Source organism: Eubacterium album, from assembly GCF_025336545.1.
Classification (GTDB): domain Bacteria; phylum Bacillota; class Clostridia; order Lachnospirales; family Lachnospiraceae; genus Eubacterium_U; species Eubacterium_U album.
On sequence record NZ_JAODBU010000002.1, the window covers coordinates 140,722 to 161,934 of the forward strand.

Genomic DNA, 21,213 nt, shown 5'->3' on the forward strand with positions numbered 1-21,213 from the left:
TATATTTTTTCTTGTTTTCATTAACATTTCATATTGTTTTTATACATTTTTAATAAAACCCCATTATTACTTTTGAAACATTTCAATAGCAATAATGGGGTTTTATCTGATATATATATTATTTTTTTAGTTCTATAAGTTTTATGTAACTTCTGACACAAATACTTAACTATCATAAGCCTAATTGGTCAAAATTTTTTTCTTTTCTTTAAGAAATTCATCACTAAATTTCTGTTCTACTAAACAATAACAGTCAATAACATTTTAACAATAAACGCTACAATCCATGCAACTACACACTGTAACACCACTATCATTGCTGCCCAGTTTCCACCTAATTCTCTTTTTACAGATGCAATTGCAGCTACGCAAGGTGTATATAATAATGTAAATACAAGAAAAACTATAGCGGTAGTTGTATCAAATGCTGTATAAAGTGCTATATTTGTTCCACCGAAAAGAACTGTCAATGTACTTACAACGCTTTCTTTTGCTGTAAATCCTGTAATAAGTGCTGTTGATATTTTCCAATTTCCAAAACCTAATGGTTTAAATATCGGAGAAATAATACTTCCAACTAAAGCCAAAATGCTGTCTTTAGAATCCTCAACAACATTTAATTTCAAATCAAAAGTCTGAAGGAACCATATTATAATAGAAGCTAAGAATATAATTGTAAATGCTCTTGTAATAAAGTCTTTTGCCTTATCCCATATCAATCTTCCTACATTTTTTATTCCCGGAAGTCTGTAATTTGGAAGTTCCATAACAAAAGGAACAGGCTCTCCCTTAAATTTCGTATGATTTAATATTAGCGCGTAAATTATTGCAACTATAATTCCCGTAAAATATAAAGCAGTCATAACCAATGCTCCATATCTAGGGAAAAATGCTGCGGTAAACATTGCATAAATAGGCAATTTTGCCGAGCAACTCATAAAAGGAGTAAGCATTATTGTCATTTTTCTGTCTCTTTCAGATGGCAATGTTCTTGTAGCCATTATAGCCGGAACTGAACACCCAAAACCGATTATCATTGGAACAAAGCTTCTCCCTGACAGACCTATTTTTCTTAATAATTTGTCCATTACAAATGCTACTCTTGCCATATATCCACTATCTTCAAGCAATGATAGAAAGAAGAATAAAATAACTATAATTGGTAAGAAATTCAATACACTTCCAACACCTGTCAATATTCCATCAACCACAAGCGATCTCAGCACTTCATTAACCTGTATGCTAATAAGTGCTTTATCACAAGCATTTGTAACAAAATCAATAGCTATTTCCATAAGATTAGAAAGCCATGCTCCTACCACTCCAAAAGTCATCCAAAATATAAATGCCATTATAGCAACAAACGAAGGTATCGCTGTGTATTTTCCTGTAAGCACTTTATCTATTTTCTGACTTCGTATATGTTCAACGCTTTGCTTTGGTTCAACAACTGTAGCCTTGCAAATTTTGTCAATAAATGTAAATCTCATTTTTGCAAGAGCAGCCACTCTGTCTAATCCGCTTTCATTTTCCATCTGCAAAATGATGTGTTCAAGCGTTTCTTTTTCATTTTGATCAAGTTCAAGTTTTTTAAGCACTTCGTCATCGCCCTCTACTAATTTACTTGCTGCAAATCTTGTAGGAATCTCTTTTTTATGTGCATGATCCTCAATCAAATGCATTATAGAATGAAGACACCTGTGCATTGCTCCGCTATCTTCACCATTCGCATCACAAAAATCCATTCTTCCCGGACGTTCTCTATACTTTGCAACGTGTATCGCATGGTCGATAAGTTCATCTATACCTTCATTTTTAGCGGCAGATATAGGAACTACCGGTATTCCCAATGCTTCTTCTAATTCATTTATCTTAATAGTTCCGCCGTTTTTATGAACCTCATCCATCATATTTAACGCCAATACCATCGGAATATTAAGTTCAATTAACTGCATTGTCAAATACATATTTCGTTCAAAATTCGTTGCATCTACAATATTGATAATTCCTCTTGGTCTGTCATTTAAGAAAAAGTCTCTTGTTACAATCTCCTCACTTGTATAAGGCGACATTGAGTATATTCCAGGTAAATCAGTAACCAAAGTATTCTCATGTTTTCTAATCTGTCCATCTTTTCTATCGACTGTAACTCCTGGGAAATTACCAACATGCTGATTTGAGCCTGTCAGCTGATTAAATAATGTTGTCTTTCCACAGTTCTGATTACCCGCAAGACCAAATGTTATTAATTCATCATCTTTTAATTCTTCGCCACGTTGCTTAACATGGTATATTCCCATTTCTCCAAGGCCCGGATGATGTGATAATTTTTCTTTCCCTGATTCAGTGTAATTTTTATGTAGATTTTCCTCTTTGTCATCCAAAAACCTGTTATCATTTTCATTGCACATATTTATTTCTATTTTTTGTGCATCCTCTAATCTAAGAGTCAATTCATATCCCCAGATACGGTACTCAATGGGATCTCCCATTGGAGCAGCTTTAACATAAGTGATTTTTGTTCCCGGAATTATTCCCATATCCAGAAAATGACCTCTTAAATTTCCTTCTCCACCGACCACAGAAATAATTCCCGATTGGCTTTGCTTTAATTCTGAAAGTTTCATATGTACCTCTCTTTTGCAATTAAGGATACTTTAACTATATACTCTAATAATTAATTCATATTGATATATTACTTATCCCAAATTGCATTTGCCATTATGTATTATCCTGTACATTATAGCATCGTTTTTTACTATGTACTATATTTTTTAATTTTAACTCTGCTTTAAATCATATCAATTTTAAATTGTTAGTAATTAGTATGTGCATTAATTAGTGTTATCACTAATATTGGGATTTTAGTTGTCAACTATTTTGCGATATAGGTTGACAATTCATCTTTTACCATTTATATTGTCATATGTATGATAAAAATTGATTCAATACAACAATTGAAATCAACAATAAATACATATTCGGATATCTGTCAAATTTCAGAATATCTATACGTGATTATTTTTATGAAAAAAGGAGAAAACAATGTCAACAACAGAAAATTTAACAGCAACAAAATCATCAGGCAAAGCAATCGATATCACTTTAATCGCTTTATTTGCAGCATTAATGGCAATTTGTTCTTGGATTTCCATTCCATTGACAGTTCCATTTACACTTCAAACATTTGCTGTATTTGTAACTTTAGAAATTATAGGTGGAAAACGTGGAACACTTTCAATTTTAGTTTTCCTATTATTAGGAGCTATCGGAGTTCCTGTATTTGCAGGATTTAAAAGTGGTGTTGCCGTACTTTTAGGAACAACAGGCGGATACCTTATAGGCTTCTTATGTACCGCTTTGATTTACTGGTTATTCACATCTTTATTAGGTAATAAATTCATTGTTAAACTTATAGCTCTTTTATTAGGACTTGTTGTATGCTATGCATTTGGTACAGCATGGTACATGGTTGTATACATGAAATCAACGGGTACAATTGGTCTTGCAACTGTTCTTGGATGGTGCGTAACACCTTTCGTTATTCCTGATTTAGTTAAACTCGCAGTTGCATTCATTATATCTGACCGTGTAAAAAAAGTAATTAAGTTATAATTCGTATATCAGTCCATAAACAGACAAGCTTTATGTTTGTCACAAAAAATACGGCTTACTCATTTTTATGTTTAAGCCGTATTTTTTATATTATTTATTTTCAAATTATCCTAGTGCCACATCTAATATCATCATTATCATAAATCCTAATGCAAATCCAATTGTTGTAATATTAGAATGTTCACCTTCCACGGATTCAGGCAATAATTCTTCTACAACAACATATATCATAGCCCCTGCCGCAAATGACAATAAATATGGAAGCAACGGTAAAATTATTCCTGTAAGCATTATTGTTATTGCTGCCGCAATCGGTTCAACTATTCCTGATAACATACCGTAAACAAAGGATTTCTTTTTTGTATTTCCTGCTGACACTAACGGCAAGGAGATTATTGCTCCTTCAGGGAAATTTTGAATTGCTATTCCAATTGAAAGCGCCATGGCTCCAGCTAATGTTATCCCCGTGTTATTTGCCATCATTCCGGCAAACACAACTCCTACTGCCATTCCTTCTGGTATATTATGAATTGTCACTGCCAAAATTAACATCGTTGTTTTCTTTAATGATTTCTTTGGTCCTTCGGGTTTATCACTTCCGGCATGCAAATGAGGAACTAGCATATCCATTCCAAGTAAAAACAGGATTCCAAGCATAAATCCTACACACGCCGGTATGAATGACAGCATTCCCATTTCTGATGCCATATCTAATGATGGTATTAATAATGACCATACTGACGCTGCCACCATAACTCCTGATGCAAAGCCTAATAAACTTTTTTGCACTTTGTCATTTAATTTGTTTTTAACTAAAAACACGCACATTGCTCCTAATGTTGTTCCTATAAATGGTATGATTAAACCTATAAATACGTTCATATTATTTCCTTTCTCATATTAATATATTGCATTAAATAATAACTGTTAATATTAATTTTATGTTATGCACAATTATACTTTGTAATCTATTAAGTATTCTATCATAAAAATGAGACTGTATCACTTAGTTAGTGTTACAGTCTCATTTTTAACTAACTTATATTTATTTATTTTTTCTAATAATAACCTTACGCTTAGACCATTTACAATATACAGTTGTACCTTTATATATGCTATATGCTCTTGCTCTTACGTAATACTTTTTATTAGGTTTTAAGCCTTTAACCTTAAAGTTTGTTTTATCCGAAGAATAACTATTTGTCTTTTTTGATGTAAATTTCTTATTTAATTTTTACCCGTTCAATTTTACTATTTAAGAGTATATTAAATTCTTTATAAAATTAAAACGTTTTTTAAATGTTTTGTACAAAGTTTACTGTTTTCATGTTATCATTTTGTTACATTCAAACAATTATTTAATTTCTGTAACTTTATACTCAAGTTTTTCAACTGTTTCCTTTAAAACATTGTTATCCACATCCTTAGTTAATTTAACAACAGCTTCATTTTTTTCATGATCTGCAACAGCACTTTCTACTCCATCTATTGCTTCTAAGGCTGTTTTAACTGCCTTTTCACAATGTCCACACATCATTCCTTCAATTGTCATTACTTTTTCCATTTTACTTGTCTCCTTTACATTTGAATTTATATTATTATCTTTAATATTACAACCTGACTGACATTTTTTATTTGAATTTATCATTACATTATTATCACTTATTTTTTCAAAACTCTCTTTATTCTTTACGTTCATTTCATCTTTTTTATGAACTTTAAATAAATTCAATCGTAATGCATTTGTAACTACACATACACTTGACAGACTCATTGCAGCTGCTCCAAACATTGGATTCAATTTTAATCCAAATAACGGAAACCATACGCCTGCCGCAAGAGGTATTCCTATTACATTATAGAAAAATGCCCAGAATAGATTTTCGTGAATATTTCTCAATACACCTTTACTTAATCTTATTGCTCCAGATACATCTCTTAAATCACTTTTCATTAAGACAACACTTGCCGCATCAATTGCAACGTCTGTTCCTGCTCCAATTGCTATACCGATGTCTGCTCTTGTTAATGCCGGTGCATCATTTATACCATCGCCAACCATAGCTGTCTTTCCAGTTTCTGAAAGTTTGCGGATTATTTCTTCTTTTCCCTGTGGTAAAACTCCTGCATAGATTTCATCCACGCCTGCTTTCTTTCCTATCGCCTGTGCTGTCTGCTCATTATCACCTGTAATCATGACAACCTTAATTCCCATGTTCTTAAGATTTTTCACGGCTACAATGCTTTCTTCTTTTATAACATCCGCTACTGCAATAATGCCAAGCACCTCTTTGTCTTTACAAAAATACAATGGGGTTTTTCCTTCTTTTGCAAATTCGTCTGCCTTCTTTTTAAGTTCATCATTTATATTTGCAAATTTATTTATATATGCAAAATTACCACCTGCTATATTATTTCCTTCATATTCACCTTTTAATCCATATCCTGCATCAATTGAGAATTCACTAATTTTCTGTTTTTTAATATTATTATTTTTTCCATATTCAACTATTGCTGATGCTAAAGGATGTTCGCTTTTACTTTCTAAAGCATAAGCAATCCTTAAAAGTTCATCCTTATCTTTTCCAACAATATCTGTTACAACCGGTTTTCCACTTGTAATTGTTCCTGTCTTATCCAAAGCAACTATCTGTGTTTTTCCTGTATTTTCAAGTGCAACTGCGTTTTTAAATAAAATATTATTTCTTGCTGCTTTTCCATTACCAACCATAATTGCTACAGGTGTTGCAAGTCCTAACGCGCAAGGACAACTTATTACCAATACTGATATTCCTCTGGCAAGTGCAAAACCTACTTCTTTTCCTGCGACAAGCCATACAACTATGGTTATTAGTGCTATCACAATTACAACAGGAACAAACACTCCCGATACTTTATCTGCAGCTTTTGCTATTGGTGCTTTTGTTGCCGCAGCATCACTTACCATATGAATTATTTGTGATAATGTCGTATCTTCTCCTACTCTTGTTGCCCTGCATTTAATAAATCCTGATTTGTTAATTGTTGAACCAAATACTTCGTTATCCACCGTTACATCTTTTGGAACACTTTCTCCTGTAAGGGCTGACTCGTCAATAGCACTGCTTCCTTCTATTATGATTCCGTCTGTAGGAATACTTTCACCTGGTCTTACAACAAAAACATCTCCTATTGTCACCTTTGAAATATCCACAACTTTTTCAATTCCATTTGCATCAATTATTGTAGCCGTTTTTGGTGCAAGCTTCATAAGTCCTTTTAGTGCATCTGTTGTTTTTCCTTTAGAAAATGATTCAAGCATCTTACCTAGTGTAATTAATGTAAGAATCATTGCTGCTGATTCAAAATAAAACTCATGCATATAATGATGTACAAGTTCCATATTTCCATCAACCTGTGCAAATGTCATTGCATACAGCACATACAAACTGTATCCAAACGAAGCTCCTGAACCAAGTGCTACTAAAGTATCCATATTAGGAGCTTTATTTATCAATCCTTTCAATCCACTAACAAAAAATTTTTTATTTATAATCATTATTATAATTGTAAATAACATCTCCGTAAGACCCATGGCAATGTGATTCTTTTCAAATGCATCCGGAACCGGGAATCCCCACATTGTGACACCCATCGAAACGTACATAAGTGGAACAAGAAATATTAATGACCATATAAATCTGTTTCGTATTTTCTTTGTTTCATCAGAATTATCAAGTTCTTTTATCTGGTCATTCTCTGATTTTGTTTTTTCATTCTCCTGTGGTTTTGCCTTATATCCCGCATCCTCTACTGCCTTCATTATTACTTTAGGATTGACATCACCCTCAACTATCATTGAATTCGTAAGTAAATTCACCGCTACAGAATCTACCCCATCTACTTTGGAAACAGCTTTTTCCACCCTGCTACTGCAAGCGGCGCAGCTCATTCCATATACTGAATATTTTTTCAACGTTTATCACCTCGATTGCTATTTATTATAATTGACTTCGTCAAATCAATTGTTTTATTTAGTTTCCTAAATTCACTTATTCAACTTAATTTACTTATTTAATTTAGCTTAACATATTTATTTCATTAATTTCTGTAGTGTAGCTACTAATTCATCTACTACTTCATCATTTCCCTGTTTTAAATTATCAACCACACACGTTTTAATATGATTAGTTAATAGTACTTTGCTAAAGCTATTTAATGCTGATCTGATTGCTGATACCTGCACTAACACATCTGTGCAATATGCATCATTTTCAATCATATTTTTAACACCTCTTACCTGTCCTTCAATTCGGTTAAGTCTGTTTATTAAATCTTTATATTCTTTTTCTGTTCTTTCTTTTGTTTTATGACTACAACAATTGTGGTCTTCGACTGTACAACATTTACTGCATTTTCCACTTGCTGTTGCCTGCACTTCTTTTTTATTCTCTTCCAAAGCGACTCCTTTCATACATCTTTAATTATATTAGTCTTTCATTTTTACATTTGCATTTTATACCCCTGTAGGGTATGTGTCAAGTTGTTTTATTTATCTTTATATCAACAAAAGTTTTCTCTATTATTTGTCTTTTGCATCGTATTTATTTGCTTTTTAACTTTATTTTTTAATTTGGTTCTATAAACATAAACTTGTCCTACATAAAAATACTCCCTCTGCCGTTTTATCCGGCAAAGAGAGTATCATTGTTACTATCATATTTATTATGTCGAAGTTATTTATGCATAATTGTAATTGTGCTATAAAAAGATGTTGGGGCAAAAGGCCCCAACTTTGATGCCTACGGATTGTTCCGTGCTACGCACTTCCGCAATCCTACCAATCATATAAACATATTACTTAAGAAATCCATTAACAATCTGTTCTTCTGCTTCTTCTTCGCTAAGGCCTAATGTCTGTAACTTGATTAACTGTTCGCCTGCAATTTTACCAATAGCGGCTTCATGAATTAATGATGCATCTAAGTCATTAGCTGTAATTTCAGGTAAAGCTGTAATCTTAGCATTATCCATTATAATAGCGTCACACTCTGAATGTCCTGTGCATTTTGCATTTCCGTTAATTACAGAATAAAATGCCTGTTTTGAATTTCCTTTTGCAACTGAACGTGAAATAACATTTGCACTTGAACCATCTCCATTCATATCTACATTGAAATGAGTTTCTGCAAACTGATTTCCATGCGTCATAATTCTTTCTGTAATAACAATCTTTGCATCTTTGTCTAATTTAGCTTCGGTGATACGGTTTGTTGAATCAATTCCTTTAATCTGAACTGTTTCCATTTCCATGTAACCACCCTCTTCAATATTAACAATTGTAGTAGGATTCATTACATTTTCACCGTTGCCATCACCTTTTCCATAATGTTTTTCAACATATTTTACTCTGGCATTTTTTCCAATATAGAACGTGTGTATTCCATCATGACGTGACTTTTTATCACCGCCATTATGTATTCCACATCCTGCAACGATAAGCACATCTGCTCCTTCGCCAATATGGAAGTCATTGTATACACATTCTTCTAATCCTGTCTTACTAATAACAACCGGAATATGAACACTTTCGTTTTTTGTTCCCGGTTTAACATAAATATCAATGCCATCTTTATCTTCTTTTGTTACAATATCAATATTTGCAGTTGTATTTCTGCTGTCTTTTTTGCTGTTCGCCCTTATGTTGTATGCGCCTGCCGGAATTTCATGTAATCCAGTAAGCTGTTCAAATAATTCCATCTGAATTTTGTCCATGATTTTCCTCCTTATGACTGTAATTTGGCACATGGGCCATTATTTTCTGCTCCAAGAACCATCGGAAGAATTTCTTCTTTACTTCCGTGTGCCTTGATAACTCCGTCTGCTAACAAAACAATTTCATCTGCAATATCAAGAATTCTTTCCTGATGAGAAATAATTAAAATTGAGTTTTTATTATTTTTCTGCATTTTTTCAAATACTTTAATAAGGCTGTTAAAACTCCACAAATCAATTCCTGCCTCTGGTTCATCAAATACTGAAAGTTCTGTTCCTCTTGCAATAATTGTCGCTATTTCTATTCTCTTTAACTCACCACCTGAAAGACTTGCATCCACTTCACGGTTAATATAGTCTCTTGCGCAAAGTCCTACTTCTGAAAGATATTCGCAGGCTTCACTAATTGTAAGCTGCTTTCCTGCCGCTATTCTAAGTAAGTCAATAACTGTGATTCCTTTAAATCTTACAGGTTGCTGGAACGCAAAACTAATTCCCAATTTTGCTCTTTCCGTAATAGACATATTTGTAATATCTGTGCCATTATATAAAATCCTTCCTTCTGTTGGCTGATTAATTCCTACGATTAATTTTGCCAAAGTAGACTTTCCACTTCCATTTGGTCCTGTAATGGCTACAAATTTGCTTTCATCAATATTCATACTGATGCCGTTTATTATATTTTTCACACTGCCATTTTCATCGTTTACGCTAAACTTCACGTCTCTTAACTCAAGCATATTGTATAACTCCTTTTCCATTGGCACTGCTGACTTTTGCAATTGCCCCGTTTATCATTGAGAACTGAGGTCCTTTATGTCCGATATCCGCATCAAATATAACCGGAACGTCTAAATCACCTAAAATAGACATAACTGCCTCTTTATATGACTGTTCTATCCACGTATTATACATCAATGGCCTTCCAAATACAAATCCCTTTACATATTTAAAATATCCCATCTGTTTCATTTGCCATAAATGTGTTATTAACGTAGTATCGCTAAAATCAAAGCTTTCTAAGAACCATATAATACCATCATCTTTATATTTATGAATAAATTCTTCTGTTCCGTCATACTTTGTTCCGATTAAAAAGCAGATAACATCAAGGCATCCACCTATTAATCTTCCTGACATTTCAATCTTCTCTTCACCACGTCCGTTTATCCAGCATACTTCTTTATCTTTATAGTATCCTTCAAAACCTGTTTCATATTCATGGCGGTCGGATTCATAATAATCAAATGATTTCTGGCTTCTTACATTTCCCTCTAACACACCTAATGCATTGCTTACTGTATTTTGCCATGGTTCCATACCAAAATCTCCAAAATTACATCCATAAACAGATGCCACATCACATTTTGTCATAATAGGAAATACTAATCCTGTATTATCTGAATATCCCTGAACCCATTTTGGATTTGCCTTAATTTTTTCAAAATCCACATATTCAAGCATCTCCATTAAATAATCCCCACCTGCGGCAGAAATTATTCCTGTAACTTCATTTTTATCAAATAATCTGTTAAATTCTTCTGCTCTAATTTTTGCGGTATTGCTTACGCCTCTTTTATCAGTCTTAAAAACACTGTCAGTAAATTCAACATTATATCCTCTGTTTTTAAGTTGCTCTACCCCTTTGTTAAATCTTTTTATTTTAATTTCATCTGTTATTCCATTTGACGGGGCCGTAACAGCTATAGTGTCATTTTTCTTTATATACTTTGGAAAAATCATTATTGTCTCCTTTGTCTATGCTCAGTAAAACTTATTTCATCGCCAAGCGTTACAGAGTATATTATTTCATCTTCAACTTTTTTACCTGTAATCTGCTCAATTGCTTCTTTATAGTAATCTAACTGAACACTGTATTTATCATACAATTGTTCCATTTTTCTTACTTTGTCAGTTTTATAGTCTACTACATAATACCTTCCATTTTCAATAAAACATACGTCAATAATTCCCTGAATTACAACAAGTTCCTCTGAATCGGTATTTGGATTCACTTCACAAGCCTTCTTTCCAAGAAGAAATTTCTGTTCTCTAAACAGCTCTCCTCTCGAATGTGCCTGTTTCATTCTTTTAAATAAGTCTGTTTTACTAAAAGCAATAACATCATTTTCATTTATACAATCTGCTCCTGCCTTATCTATCAGACCTCTCTTAACATAACCATTAATCATTTCATTAACAGACTCTACTGTATATTCAGGCAAATTTAAATCCATAAGTTCAAATATCCTATGATAAGCTGTTCCTCTGTTTGCACCTGTTAGCTTTTCATGAAGCTGTTCGTCCGATTTTGCAAAATCAGGAATTATATCCGGCAAATCTTCTTTAAACATTTCCGTACCATCCTGCTGCTCATCATATTCATGTAATGCCTGTCTCTTGATTTCAGTAACACTTGCCTTTGCACTTATATTTACATCCTCATAATACTGATACTCCCAATTTAAGTTTTTATTAAGAATCTCCTCTGTTATCTTATCATATGTTTTTTTACCATCAATTTGAAGCAATTCCTGTTTCTTAGTATTATCATCATTTAACTCAATATACTCTTTTAGTTTATCATCTTCTGTTTCACCACAAATTGCTGTTATGTTTACACTTGCATCAATATTGTACAATTCTTCATTTTGTGCCTCTGTAAAACTATCATTGTGCTTCAATAATTCATCTGCGCCTTTATTTCTTGACGTAGCAAGCAAAATCCAGTCCATAAAATTGTTAATGTCTGTTATTTCACTTCCTGTTGCCTGTAAATATGGATTTCTCCTGTATCCGTTAATTTTTTCAACTTCTTTTTCAATTTCTTTTACTGAACCGGTTATAATAAGTTTTTCCTGTGCTCTAGTCATTGCAACATATAAAAGTCGAAGTAATTCAGCTTTATTTTCTTTTGTGATTGCGTTTCTTATAACAGTTTTTACAAGTGAACTATCTTTTATTTTCAACTCATGATTAACATAATCCATTCCGATTCCATATTCTTCATGAATCGCAATCGCATCTTTTTCAGGTCTGAATTTTGACGTTGCATTTGCTAAAAATACAATAGGAAACTGTAACCCTTTACTTTTATGAATTGACATTATTCTTACAATATTATCACTTTCATCTACTGACAAAGCTTCTCCTTCTTCTCTTACAACCTTAACTTTCTCAATGTATCTGATAAAATTAAAAAGTCCTGTATAACTGGAATTTTCATAAGCAACTGCCTTTTCTTTCAATTGCTCAATATTTTTTATTCTTCTTAATCCTGAAGGAAGTGCCATAATATAATTATCATATCCGTTTATTTTAAGTACTTTATCAATAAGATCATATACTGTTATATACGGAATTTCTTTTCTCAAGTTATTAATAATATTCATAAAATTTGTAATCTTATCAACAAGTTTCTCGTCATCTCCATCATATAAGTATGACTTTAATTCATCATATAAACCGCTTTCTTCATCATTAATGCGGATTTGTGCCAATTCACTTTCAGAAAAATTAAACATTTGTGATAGCATTATGCCTGCAAGTGGAATATCCTGTCTTGAATTATCTAAGACATTTAAGAAATTTAGTACTGTTAATACTTCTTTTGCATCATAAAATCCCGTTTTTGTTTCAGTGTATGCCGGTATTCCATATTTTTCTAAAACATCAACATACTGACTTGAAATTCCTTTTATACCTCTTAAAAGAATAACTATATCACTATACTTTGCATTTCTTAAATTTCCATCTTTATCCTGAACCTTCATTCCAAAATCAGGGTCTACAATCTTTTTAATCTTCTTTGCGATTTGTTCTATTTCATATTCTTTGTCCCCTTCGATTAAAACAATATCTGTTGCATTATCCTGTATATCAGGCAGTTCTTTAAAAGATGCACCGCATACTAATCTGTTGTTGTCTATATATTCAATTCCACCTGTATGTCTGCACATGATTGTATCAAATATATAGTTTACACTATCAATGACCTCTTTTCGGCTTCTAAAGTTTTTATCAAGAATTATTTTACGCTTTGATGCATCCGTTTCTTCACTGTAAGTATCATATTTTTCTAAAAATAAATTTGGATTAGCCAGTCTGAATCTGTAAATACTCTGCTTAACATCTCCTACCATAAAAACATTATTAATTCCAGCTCCATTTGAAATGCTTGTAAGTATCGCTTCCTGCACTGTATTACTATCCTGATATTCGTCAATCATTATTTCTTTATACTGTTTTGACATACTTATAGCTACATCTGACGGAACTATTTCTCCGTTTTCATTTTCATATGTTAAAATATTTAATGCATAATGTTCTAAATCTGAAAAATCCATTATGGCATTTTCTTGCTTTACCTCTTTTAGCCTATTCATAAATTCTAACGTAAGATCAATTATAACCCGGACCTGATCCTTCATTACATTTATTTCTTCTAAAATTTCATCAATATCGTATGACAAATAATCAGCCACCAGTTTATTTATTTTTGTTCCAACTTCACTTTTTATTGCCTTAACCTGTTCTGCTTTTTCAGGATTTAAGGCTTCTGGTTTGCCTGGAAGTCTTGGAATTTTATAATCTCCTAATGAATTTTTTAATGCTCTGTAGGATTGTTTTTCCATTGCAAGTTTACATGTTCCATACATATCTGTTAAAGCCTTTATATAATTTACGGGACCGTCCGGCTGTTCACATATATTTATGGCATTTTCAAGTTTTTTACATATGTCAGGCATAATATTTTTAATGTCATTAATATTTTTTACCATCCACGACTTGCTATTTAAATCTTCTTCATCTGAAACAATATAATTATCAATACATGACTTAACCCATTTTTCAGGATTTACATGACTTTCAGATGCAGTGTAAAGTTCCATTATCAGGTTTGTAACACTGTCATCTGCCTTAGACGCTTTATACTGCTCGATAAATTTCATAAATTCAGGCTCAGCTTCTTCATATCTTTTTGTAAGTATTTCTTCTAAAACATCTGCTTTTAAAAGTTCAATTTCACCTTCATCTCCGATTTTATAATCAGGATCTAAATCTATTTTTTCAAAATTTTCTCTCACAACAAACGAGCAAAAACTATCAATCGTTGTAATCTGTGCCGTATTTATCAAATTAATCTGTTTTTGTATGTGTTCATTTTCAGGATGATTAGTAATAATATCATCTAATGCATTTCTTACTCTTTCCTTCATCTCAGAAGCTGCTGCCTTTGTAAATGTAACGACTAAAAGATTATCGATATCTACCGGATTATTTTCATCTGTCAATAAATTTATAATTCGCTCTACCAAAACTGCGGTTTTTCCCGAACCGGCTGCCGCAGATACTAATATGTTTTGGTCTCTTGCATCTATTACTTCTTTTTGTTTTGGAGTCCAATTTGGCATATTTATTTTTCTCCTTCCGAATCTTCATACATCTCATCTAACTTAGAAATTACTTCAGGCAATTTATATCCGGGAACCTCCGTATACTTATCTCCTGCATTTACATCAAAACTACACATACCTGCATATGGGCAATATGTACATGCCTTTTCTATAGGATTAACATCAATATTTCCCTCGCAAATTTCTTCTTTAAACTTATCTGCCATATCTGAAACATAATTAATAAGTTCACCAAAATGCTTATTATCAATCGCCATTACATCTGCGTAATAACTTTCATCTCTTTTAATTCTCACAGGAATAATATCCGAAGATTTTTCCATATTTTCATCTATATTTTTTAGCACGTTGATATCGTCTGTAAAAATACCTGACATCTTATACTCTTTAAATCTTTTCTTATTGATTTCACAGGCAAGTCTTTCTTTTAGTTCTTCCTTTGTCAATGAACCATCGTTCATAATTTTATTTTTTTCTGTTTTTGTCAGTCCATTAGTATAAGGGTCTTTAATTTCATAATAAAATGCTCCTGCCGGCAAAACCTGTTTGTCCTTATATTTTTCCTGTTCTCTTTTTATTACATCTCCTAAATAAATAAGAAGCTGCATCTGTGTGCCGAAAAATGTAGAACTGATTTCAAATTTCTTTGACCCTGATTTATAATCAATAATTTTCACATACACTTTCCCATCGTCAGGATCCTCGTATAAGTCCACTCTGTCTACTTTTCCATGTTCAACTACTGACTCATAATAAACCGGTTCAAACTTTCCTGCATTGATATGACTTTTTAATATTTCTGTAGTATTTATAGTTGTTTTTAAAATTTTATTTGCAATATATTTATTTCTTGCATCACTTGAAATAGCATTATTTTCGTATTCCTCAAATACGATATTTACACATTCTTCAACTAATTTTTGTATATCTTCGTCTGTTAAATTTCTCCAATTCAGATTTTTATTTCTTAATTTTCTGCAAAACAACTCTAACGAATAATGATATAAATTGCCAATATCATATGCAGCTATTTCAAATTTTCGTCTTTCTGAAAGCCTTAGACCATTAGCTAAAAACTGTGAATATGCACATGCAGCATATCTTTCAAGTCTTGTAATACCAATGTTGTGTCTGTTACCATACAGTCCTCTCGCAATTTCCGGCAGTAATTTTGGATGTCTTGATGTATAATATATTCCTTCTATTATCATCTTTACAGCATTTTCTACTTCCCTGTTCTTAACAAGATTTGCAATCATCTGCTTTGTCTCATTATCCCCATCAAGGCTCTTATTTTCCTGCATTCTGTTTGTTATAAATTCTAACGCCTCTGTGATGTTTGTAATATCACCCGGAACATTTTCCTTACTACTTTCCTTTATTTCTTTTATTGATGGAAACATTCTTTTTATTAGAGACAGAATATATGATTTTCTTAAAACTTCACCATCCGTGCCTGATGTGCTATATGAAAAGTAGATTTTACCTGTAGGCTTTGCAAATAATGCATACAAATAAAGTCTTTCAATATATATATTTTCTTTAGCTGTTGGCGCTAATACATAATTAGCTGAGCGCAAAAATTCTCTTTCCATATCCGTAATTATTCCGCTACCACTATTTGCAGAAGGCACAAGGCCGTCATTTACTCCTGCAAAAAAGATAATTTTCTTAATATCTTTTAATCTTGTTCTTTCCAAATCACCAACCATTACCGTATCAAGACCGGGAGGAATTATTCCAACTTTCTGACTTGCAAATCCGGATTCAACAATCTGTCTGAACTCTTTTACCGACACAATTTCATCACCTAAAAATTCCACAAGCTTATTAAGCATTTTTATAATGGTTTCATAAATCTGTTCGTATTCTTTTGCTTCATCCAGTCTGCCTGCTTCATCACATTCCACTTTATGTTTTTGTATCTTAAGCTGCCAGTCATTATCTAAAATAAATTTGTAAATGCACTTTGTAAAATCAGTTATATCTACGTTTTTTAGCTTTAAGCCGTTTCTCAAATCAGAAAACATTTCTATGATTTTTTCTCTTATCAAATTAATATTTTCAAATTCTTCTTCGCTGATATTTTTATACTGCTTTTCCCATTTTCTGTTGTAACTGTTAAATCCTCTTCTTCCTGACTGAATTACATAATTTTCAATTATATCAATATCTTCTCTGTCAATATCCGTAATTCCTAATTTTAAAAACCTAAATAAACTTTCATATGAAAAATCTTTCTCAACCACTTCAATTGCAGCTACTATACCGTCAATAAAAGGATTTTTAGATATATCTCTCTTATAATCTATAAAATTCGGAATGCCTGATTTTCTAAATTCATCCTGAATAAATCTATAATATCCTTCCATATCAGAAACTACTACAGCGATATCTTTATATTTATAATTTCCTGTAATCATCAACTTAGAAATTTCATTTGCAATCCATCTTGCCTCTTCTTTTGGATTAGATGTTACATGGATTTCTAAATTTTTGCATTCTTTATCATAAGGTTTTAAAACTCTATTTCTAAATATATTTTCTTCTAAATAACAAAGTTCATCATTATCAGCAATTCGTATCGGTCTTTTTCCTTTATTTACAATAACCGTATTTTCGATTTCGACACTATTTCTTATTGCCAATTCTCTTAACTTTACAATTGTTTCTTTGCTGAGTGCAAATAATTCTCTGTCATTATATCCGTTAAAATCAGCTTCATTTTCAGGAAGAGTTATTGCGACAGTAACTTCTCTTGCATATTTTATTAATTTTTCTAAAACCATATACTGAATAGGTGTAAACCCTGTAAAACCGTCAATATAAATATGTGTTTTTCTTATTTTTTCTGACTTTTCCATTACATTACAAAAAATGCTCAACACTTCTTCCATCGTAATCATTTTTTCATTTATGTAATTGTCAAATTCTTCCGCAATCGTTTTAGTATCAATTAATTTATTTCTTAAAATGTTATGACCTTTTACATCATCAATCATCTTTTCCAAATCTTGTGTTCTATAATTATATTGCTTTAATTCGGTTATTAAAGTTTTTGCTCTATCCACAAATCCCGGCATATTTGCTTTGTTATGATAATACTTAAGGTCTTTTTTGCAATTTTCTAATACTTTACGGACAACGAGAGTTTTTCCCAAATCGTCCATAACCTTAATATCTGTCATTCCAAGTTCTTCAAATATACCAACTGCAAGTCTCTGAAAACTTACTACCTCAGTGTTAAAACTTCCGTGTCTATCTGAAGCAAGCAAAATTTCTCTCTGTGCTTCCATTGAATACTGTTCAGGAACCAAAGCTATATAATCTTCATTTCTATTTTCATATTTTGAAGCGTTATTTGTAAGTCTTTCATATAATAAATGTGACTTACCTGAACCTGCACTTCCTACAATAAATGTTAATGACATATCCGTCTCCATTCTTTATATTTCCTTAAATGATGCCTGGGCAAAAGTTCCCACCTTTTGACCCTGGCATTCTTAAATTATTATATATAATTTTTGCTGTTTTTTCATCATACTTTTATGTTTTTGCTCATAGATTTAATTATAAAAACCTATACAGTTTTCGGAGGTCACACATCATGAGTAAAAGTCCTAAATTTATGGTTTTTCATCTTAAAGAACTTATATATACATTTATATTAATTGTCCTTGGAATAGCCTTAATAATAACCTTAGTTTTAATGTTTAGAAAAGACACCACTACTTCGGCTCCTGCAAGTGATTGCACTTATAAGGCCGGTGTTTATTCCTCTTATATCACGTTAAACGGAAATCCTATGGAAATTCAGGTAGTTTTAGATGATAACCACATAAATTCCATTACAATTGAAAATATTGACGATTCCGTAGCTACAATGTATCCTTTAGTGAAACCTGCTTTTGAGGATATTGCTAACCAGATTGTATCAACTCAGTCATTAGAAAACGTATCTTACAATCCCGAAAGCCAATATACATATTCTGTATTATATAATGCAATATGCGATACAATTAATTCGGCCAAATAATTTCAATAAAATATTTTTGTGTCAGGTTTTAATTTGCAAATCTTTAAAGTTAATTTGCAACAACACTTTTGCAAAGCTGATATCACTCTTATTTATAAAAATATCAGCATAATAAATTATAAAAAATAGGATGAGACAATTATGTTCCATCCTATTTCTATTATTAATATACAAAATTTTATTTTATGGAAATTATTCATGTACAAATAATTTCGCATACATATTATTTGCTATAATTACTCTAATTCTTCTAACCACTCACGTACTACTGCATCACTTGGCATTCTCAAATCTCCTCTAGGTGAAACCGCAACGCTTCCTACCTTTGGTCCGTCAGGAAGGCATGAACGTTTAAACTGCTGCGAAAAGAATCTTCTGTAAAATGTCTTTAACCATTTCAAAATAGTTTCTTTATCATATTTTCCATCAAATGCGTGTTCAGCTAAATATAATACCTTCTTAGGTTCAAATCCAAATCTTAAAATATAATATAAGAAAAAGTCATGCAATTCATATGGTCCAACTACATCCTCTGTTTTCTGTGCTATTTTTCCATTCTTAGTAGGTGGCAGTAATTCAGGACTTACAGGTGTATCTAGCACATCAAATAAAATGTCTGCTAATTTCTTTACTCCACATGTGTCTGCAAAATAATGAACTAAATGTCTTACCAACGTTTTCGGGACTCCCGCATTTACACCATACATAGACATATGGTCTCCATTATAAGTAGCCCATCCTAATGCAAGTTCCGACATATCTCCTGTTCCAATAACCATTCCATTATATTCATTTGCAAAATCCATAAGCAAATAAGTTCTTTGTCTTGCCTGTGCATTTTCATAAGTAATGTCGTGATTATCTATACTATGTCCTAACTGTTTTAAATGAAGTGTTACTGCATCAGCAATATTTACTTCTTTTAGTTCACATCCAAGTTCTTTTACAAGTGTAACTGCATTATTATATGTTCTGTCAGTTGTACCAAATCCCGGCATTGTAACTGCAATTATGTTGCTTCTGTCAATATTAAGTGCATCAAATGCCCTTACGGTAACAAGCAGTGCCAATGTGGAATCAAGTCCACCTGATATTCCTATAACTGCATTTTTACAATTAGTATGTTCTAAACGTTTCTTAAGTCCCATTGTCTGAATTGTAAGAATTTCTTCACATCTCTTATTTCTCTTTTCTTCATCCTTTGGTACAAATGGTGTATTATCAATTTCTCTTGAAAGTTCAAATTCTTCTAATTCTAAATCAATTTCACATATTTCATAATCGTCGTCACTAACTGCTGTAAATGTATTCATTCTTTGTCTTTCTGCAGCCAATTTTTCCAAATCTATCTCAGCATATACTGTTTCATTTGTAAATCTTTTTGCCTCTGCTAAGATTGTTCCATTTTCAGCTATCATATTATGTGCCGCAAATACTAAATCAGTAGAAGATTCCCCCTCTCCTGCATCAGCATACAAATAAGCTGATATTGTTCTTGCTGACTGTCCTGCCACAAGATTTTTACGATAATTATCTTTTCCTGTTACTTCATCACTTGCTGAAAGATTAGCTATAACTGTTGCTCCTGCCATAGCATAATTTGTGCTAGGTGGATTTGGCACCCATAAATCTTCACATATCTCTATTGCAAATTTAAAGTTTTCTATATTTACACAGTCAAAAAGTATGTTTGTTCCAAATGGGATTTCATCATCATAATCATCATCCCAATCTTCATCATCTTCTTCATCATCTTCTTCATCATCTTCCCAGTCGTCTTCATCAAAGTCATCCTGATTATGTTTAAAATCAACTTTGCCATTCTCTGTCATATATATTTTATAATCAAAACCTTCTTTGCAGTTTTCTTCTAAACTCCATTCATCCTTAGTAACTTCAAATGAAACATATCCTTCAACACCTTTTCCTGATACAAAATGTCTTGCTTCATAAAACTCGGAATAATTAGGTATATATGACTTAGGTACAATTCCAAGTATCTCTCCATCATAAACAACTGCCGCAACATTGTATAACTTGCCATTATATACCAATGGGAGTCCGACTATAGCTACAATTTCTTTATCTTCACAATGTTTTGCTATTGCCACCAACTTTTTCTTTGCATTTTTTAGCATGTGCTGCTGCCAGAACAAATCGCTGCATGTATATCCCGTAATACATAATTCAGGGAATACAACAAACTGTGCTCCATTATCATAAACTTCATCAATTAATTTACATATCTCTTTAGCGTTATATTCACAATCTCCTACTTTAATTTTAGGAGTTGCGCACGCAACCTTTATAAATCCGTTATTCATGTCAATCCATATCTCCTGTGTTATATATTCGTGAATTAATATTTTAATACACGCTTACCTCTAATGA

General features: G+C 32.1%; 12 protein-coding genes. 2 read left to right on the forward strand and 10 right to left on the reverse strand.

The features are described 5' to 3' along the window. Positions 1-239 precede the first annotated feature (239 nt). Positions 240-2,627, reverse strand: coding sequence for a ferrous iron transport protein B (gene feoB, locus N5B56_RS00815; protein WP_260978096.1), 2,388 nt, complete (start codon positions 2,625-2,627; stop codon positions 240-242). Positions 2,628-3,045: 418 nt separating this feature from the next. Here feoB and N5B56_RS00820 point away from each other — a divergent pair, with 418 nt between their 5' ends. Beyond that, positions 3,046-3,615 (forward strand): biotin transporter BioY, encoded by a 570-nt coding sequence (locus N5B56_RS00820; protein WP_178514766.1) that lies wholly within the window; start codon positions 3,046-3,048, stop codon positions 3,613-3,615. 105 nt (positions 3,616-3,720) lie between these two features. Here N5B56_RS00820 and N5B56_RS00825 read toward each other — a convergent pair whose 3' ends face one another. The 8 genes from N5B56_RS00825 to N5B56_RS00860 form a co-directional block, all read right to left on the reverse strand. Continuing rightward, positions 3,721-4,497 carry a ZIP family metal transporter gene (locus N5B56_RS00825; RefSeq protein WP_260978097.1) on the reverse strand — a complete coding sequence of 259 codons (777 nt, stop codon included), beginning with the start codon at positions 4,495-4,497 and terminating at the stop codon, positions 3,721-3,723. Positions 4,498-4,969: 472 nt separating this feature from the next. Then, a complete protein-coding gene (locus N5B56_RS00830; protein ID WP_260978098.1) occupies positions 4,970-7,570 on the reverse strand; it encodes a heavy metal translocating P-type ATPase in 2,601 nt (866 codons plus the stop codon). 117 nt (positions 7,571-7,687) lie between these two features. Then, positions 7,688-8,032: a metal-sensing transcriptional repressor gene (locus N5B56_RS00835; protein WP_260978326.1), complete on the reverse strand. Its 345-nt coding sequence runs from the start codon at positions 8,030-8,032 to the stop codon at positions 7,688-7,690. A 419-nt stretch (positions 8,033-8,451) separates the two neighbouring features. Then, a complete protein-coding gene (locus N5B56_RS00840) occupies positions 8,452-9,369 on the reverse strand; it encodes a SufB/SufD family protein (protein ID WP_117910672.1) in 918 nt (305 codons plus the stop codon). Between the two features lie 11 nt (positions 9,370-9,380). Next, the gene (locus N5B56_RS00845; RefSeq protein WP_022088174.1) at positions 9,381-10,109 is read right to left on the reverse strand and encodes an ABC transporter ATP-binding protein; all 729 of its coding nucleotides are present in this window, start codon (positions 10,107-10,109) and stop codon (positions 9,381-9,383) included. Next, the gene (locus N5B56_RS00850) at positions 10,102-11,112 is read right to left on the reverse strand and encodes a S66 family peptidase (protein ID WP_260978099.1); all 1,011 of its coding nucleotides are present in this window, start codon (positions 11,110-11,112) and stop codon (positions 10,102-10,104) included. Before N5B56_RS00850 ends, N5B56_RS00845 begins: the two co-directional genes overlap by 8 nt. Then, positions 11,112-14,783 (reverse strand): helicase-exonuclease AddAB subunit AddA, encoded by a 3,672-nt coding sequence (gene addA / locus N5B56_RS00855; RefSeq protein ID WP_260978100.1) that lies wholly within the window; start codon positions 14,781-14,783, stop codon positions 11,112-11,114. The genes N5B56_RS00850 and addA overlap by 1 nt, the downstream gene beginning before the upstream one ends. Before the next feature lie 2 nt (positions 14,784-14,785). Further along, on the reverse strand, positions 14,786-18,217 hold the full coding sequence (locus N5B56_RS00860) for a PD-(D/E)XK nuclease family protein (protein WP_260978101.1): 3,432 nt from the start codon (positions 18,215-18,217) through the stop codon (positions 14,786-14,788). 176 nt (positions 18,218-18,393) lie between these two features. On the opposite strand from N5B56_RS00860, the gene N5B56_RS00865 reads away from it, so the two are divergent. Further along, positions 18,394-18,822, forward strand: coding sequence for a hypothetical protein (locus N5B56_RS00865; protein WP_022088178.1), 429 nt, complete (start codon positions 18,394-18,396; stop codon positions 18,820-18,822). Between the two features lie 236 nt (positions 18,823-19,058). Here N5B56_RS00865 and N5B56_RS00870 read toward each other — a convergent pair whose 3' ends face one another. Then, positions 19,059-21,146, reverse strand: a complete 2,088-nt coding sequence (locus N5B56_RS00870; RefSeq protein ID WP_118565520.1) for an NAD(+) synthase — start codon at positions 21,144-21,146, stop codon at positions 19,059-19,061. Between the last annotated feature and the right edge of the window lie 67 nt (positions 21,147-21,213).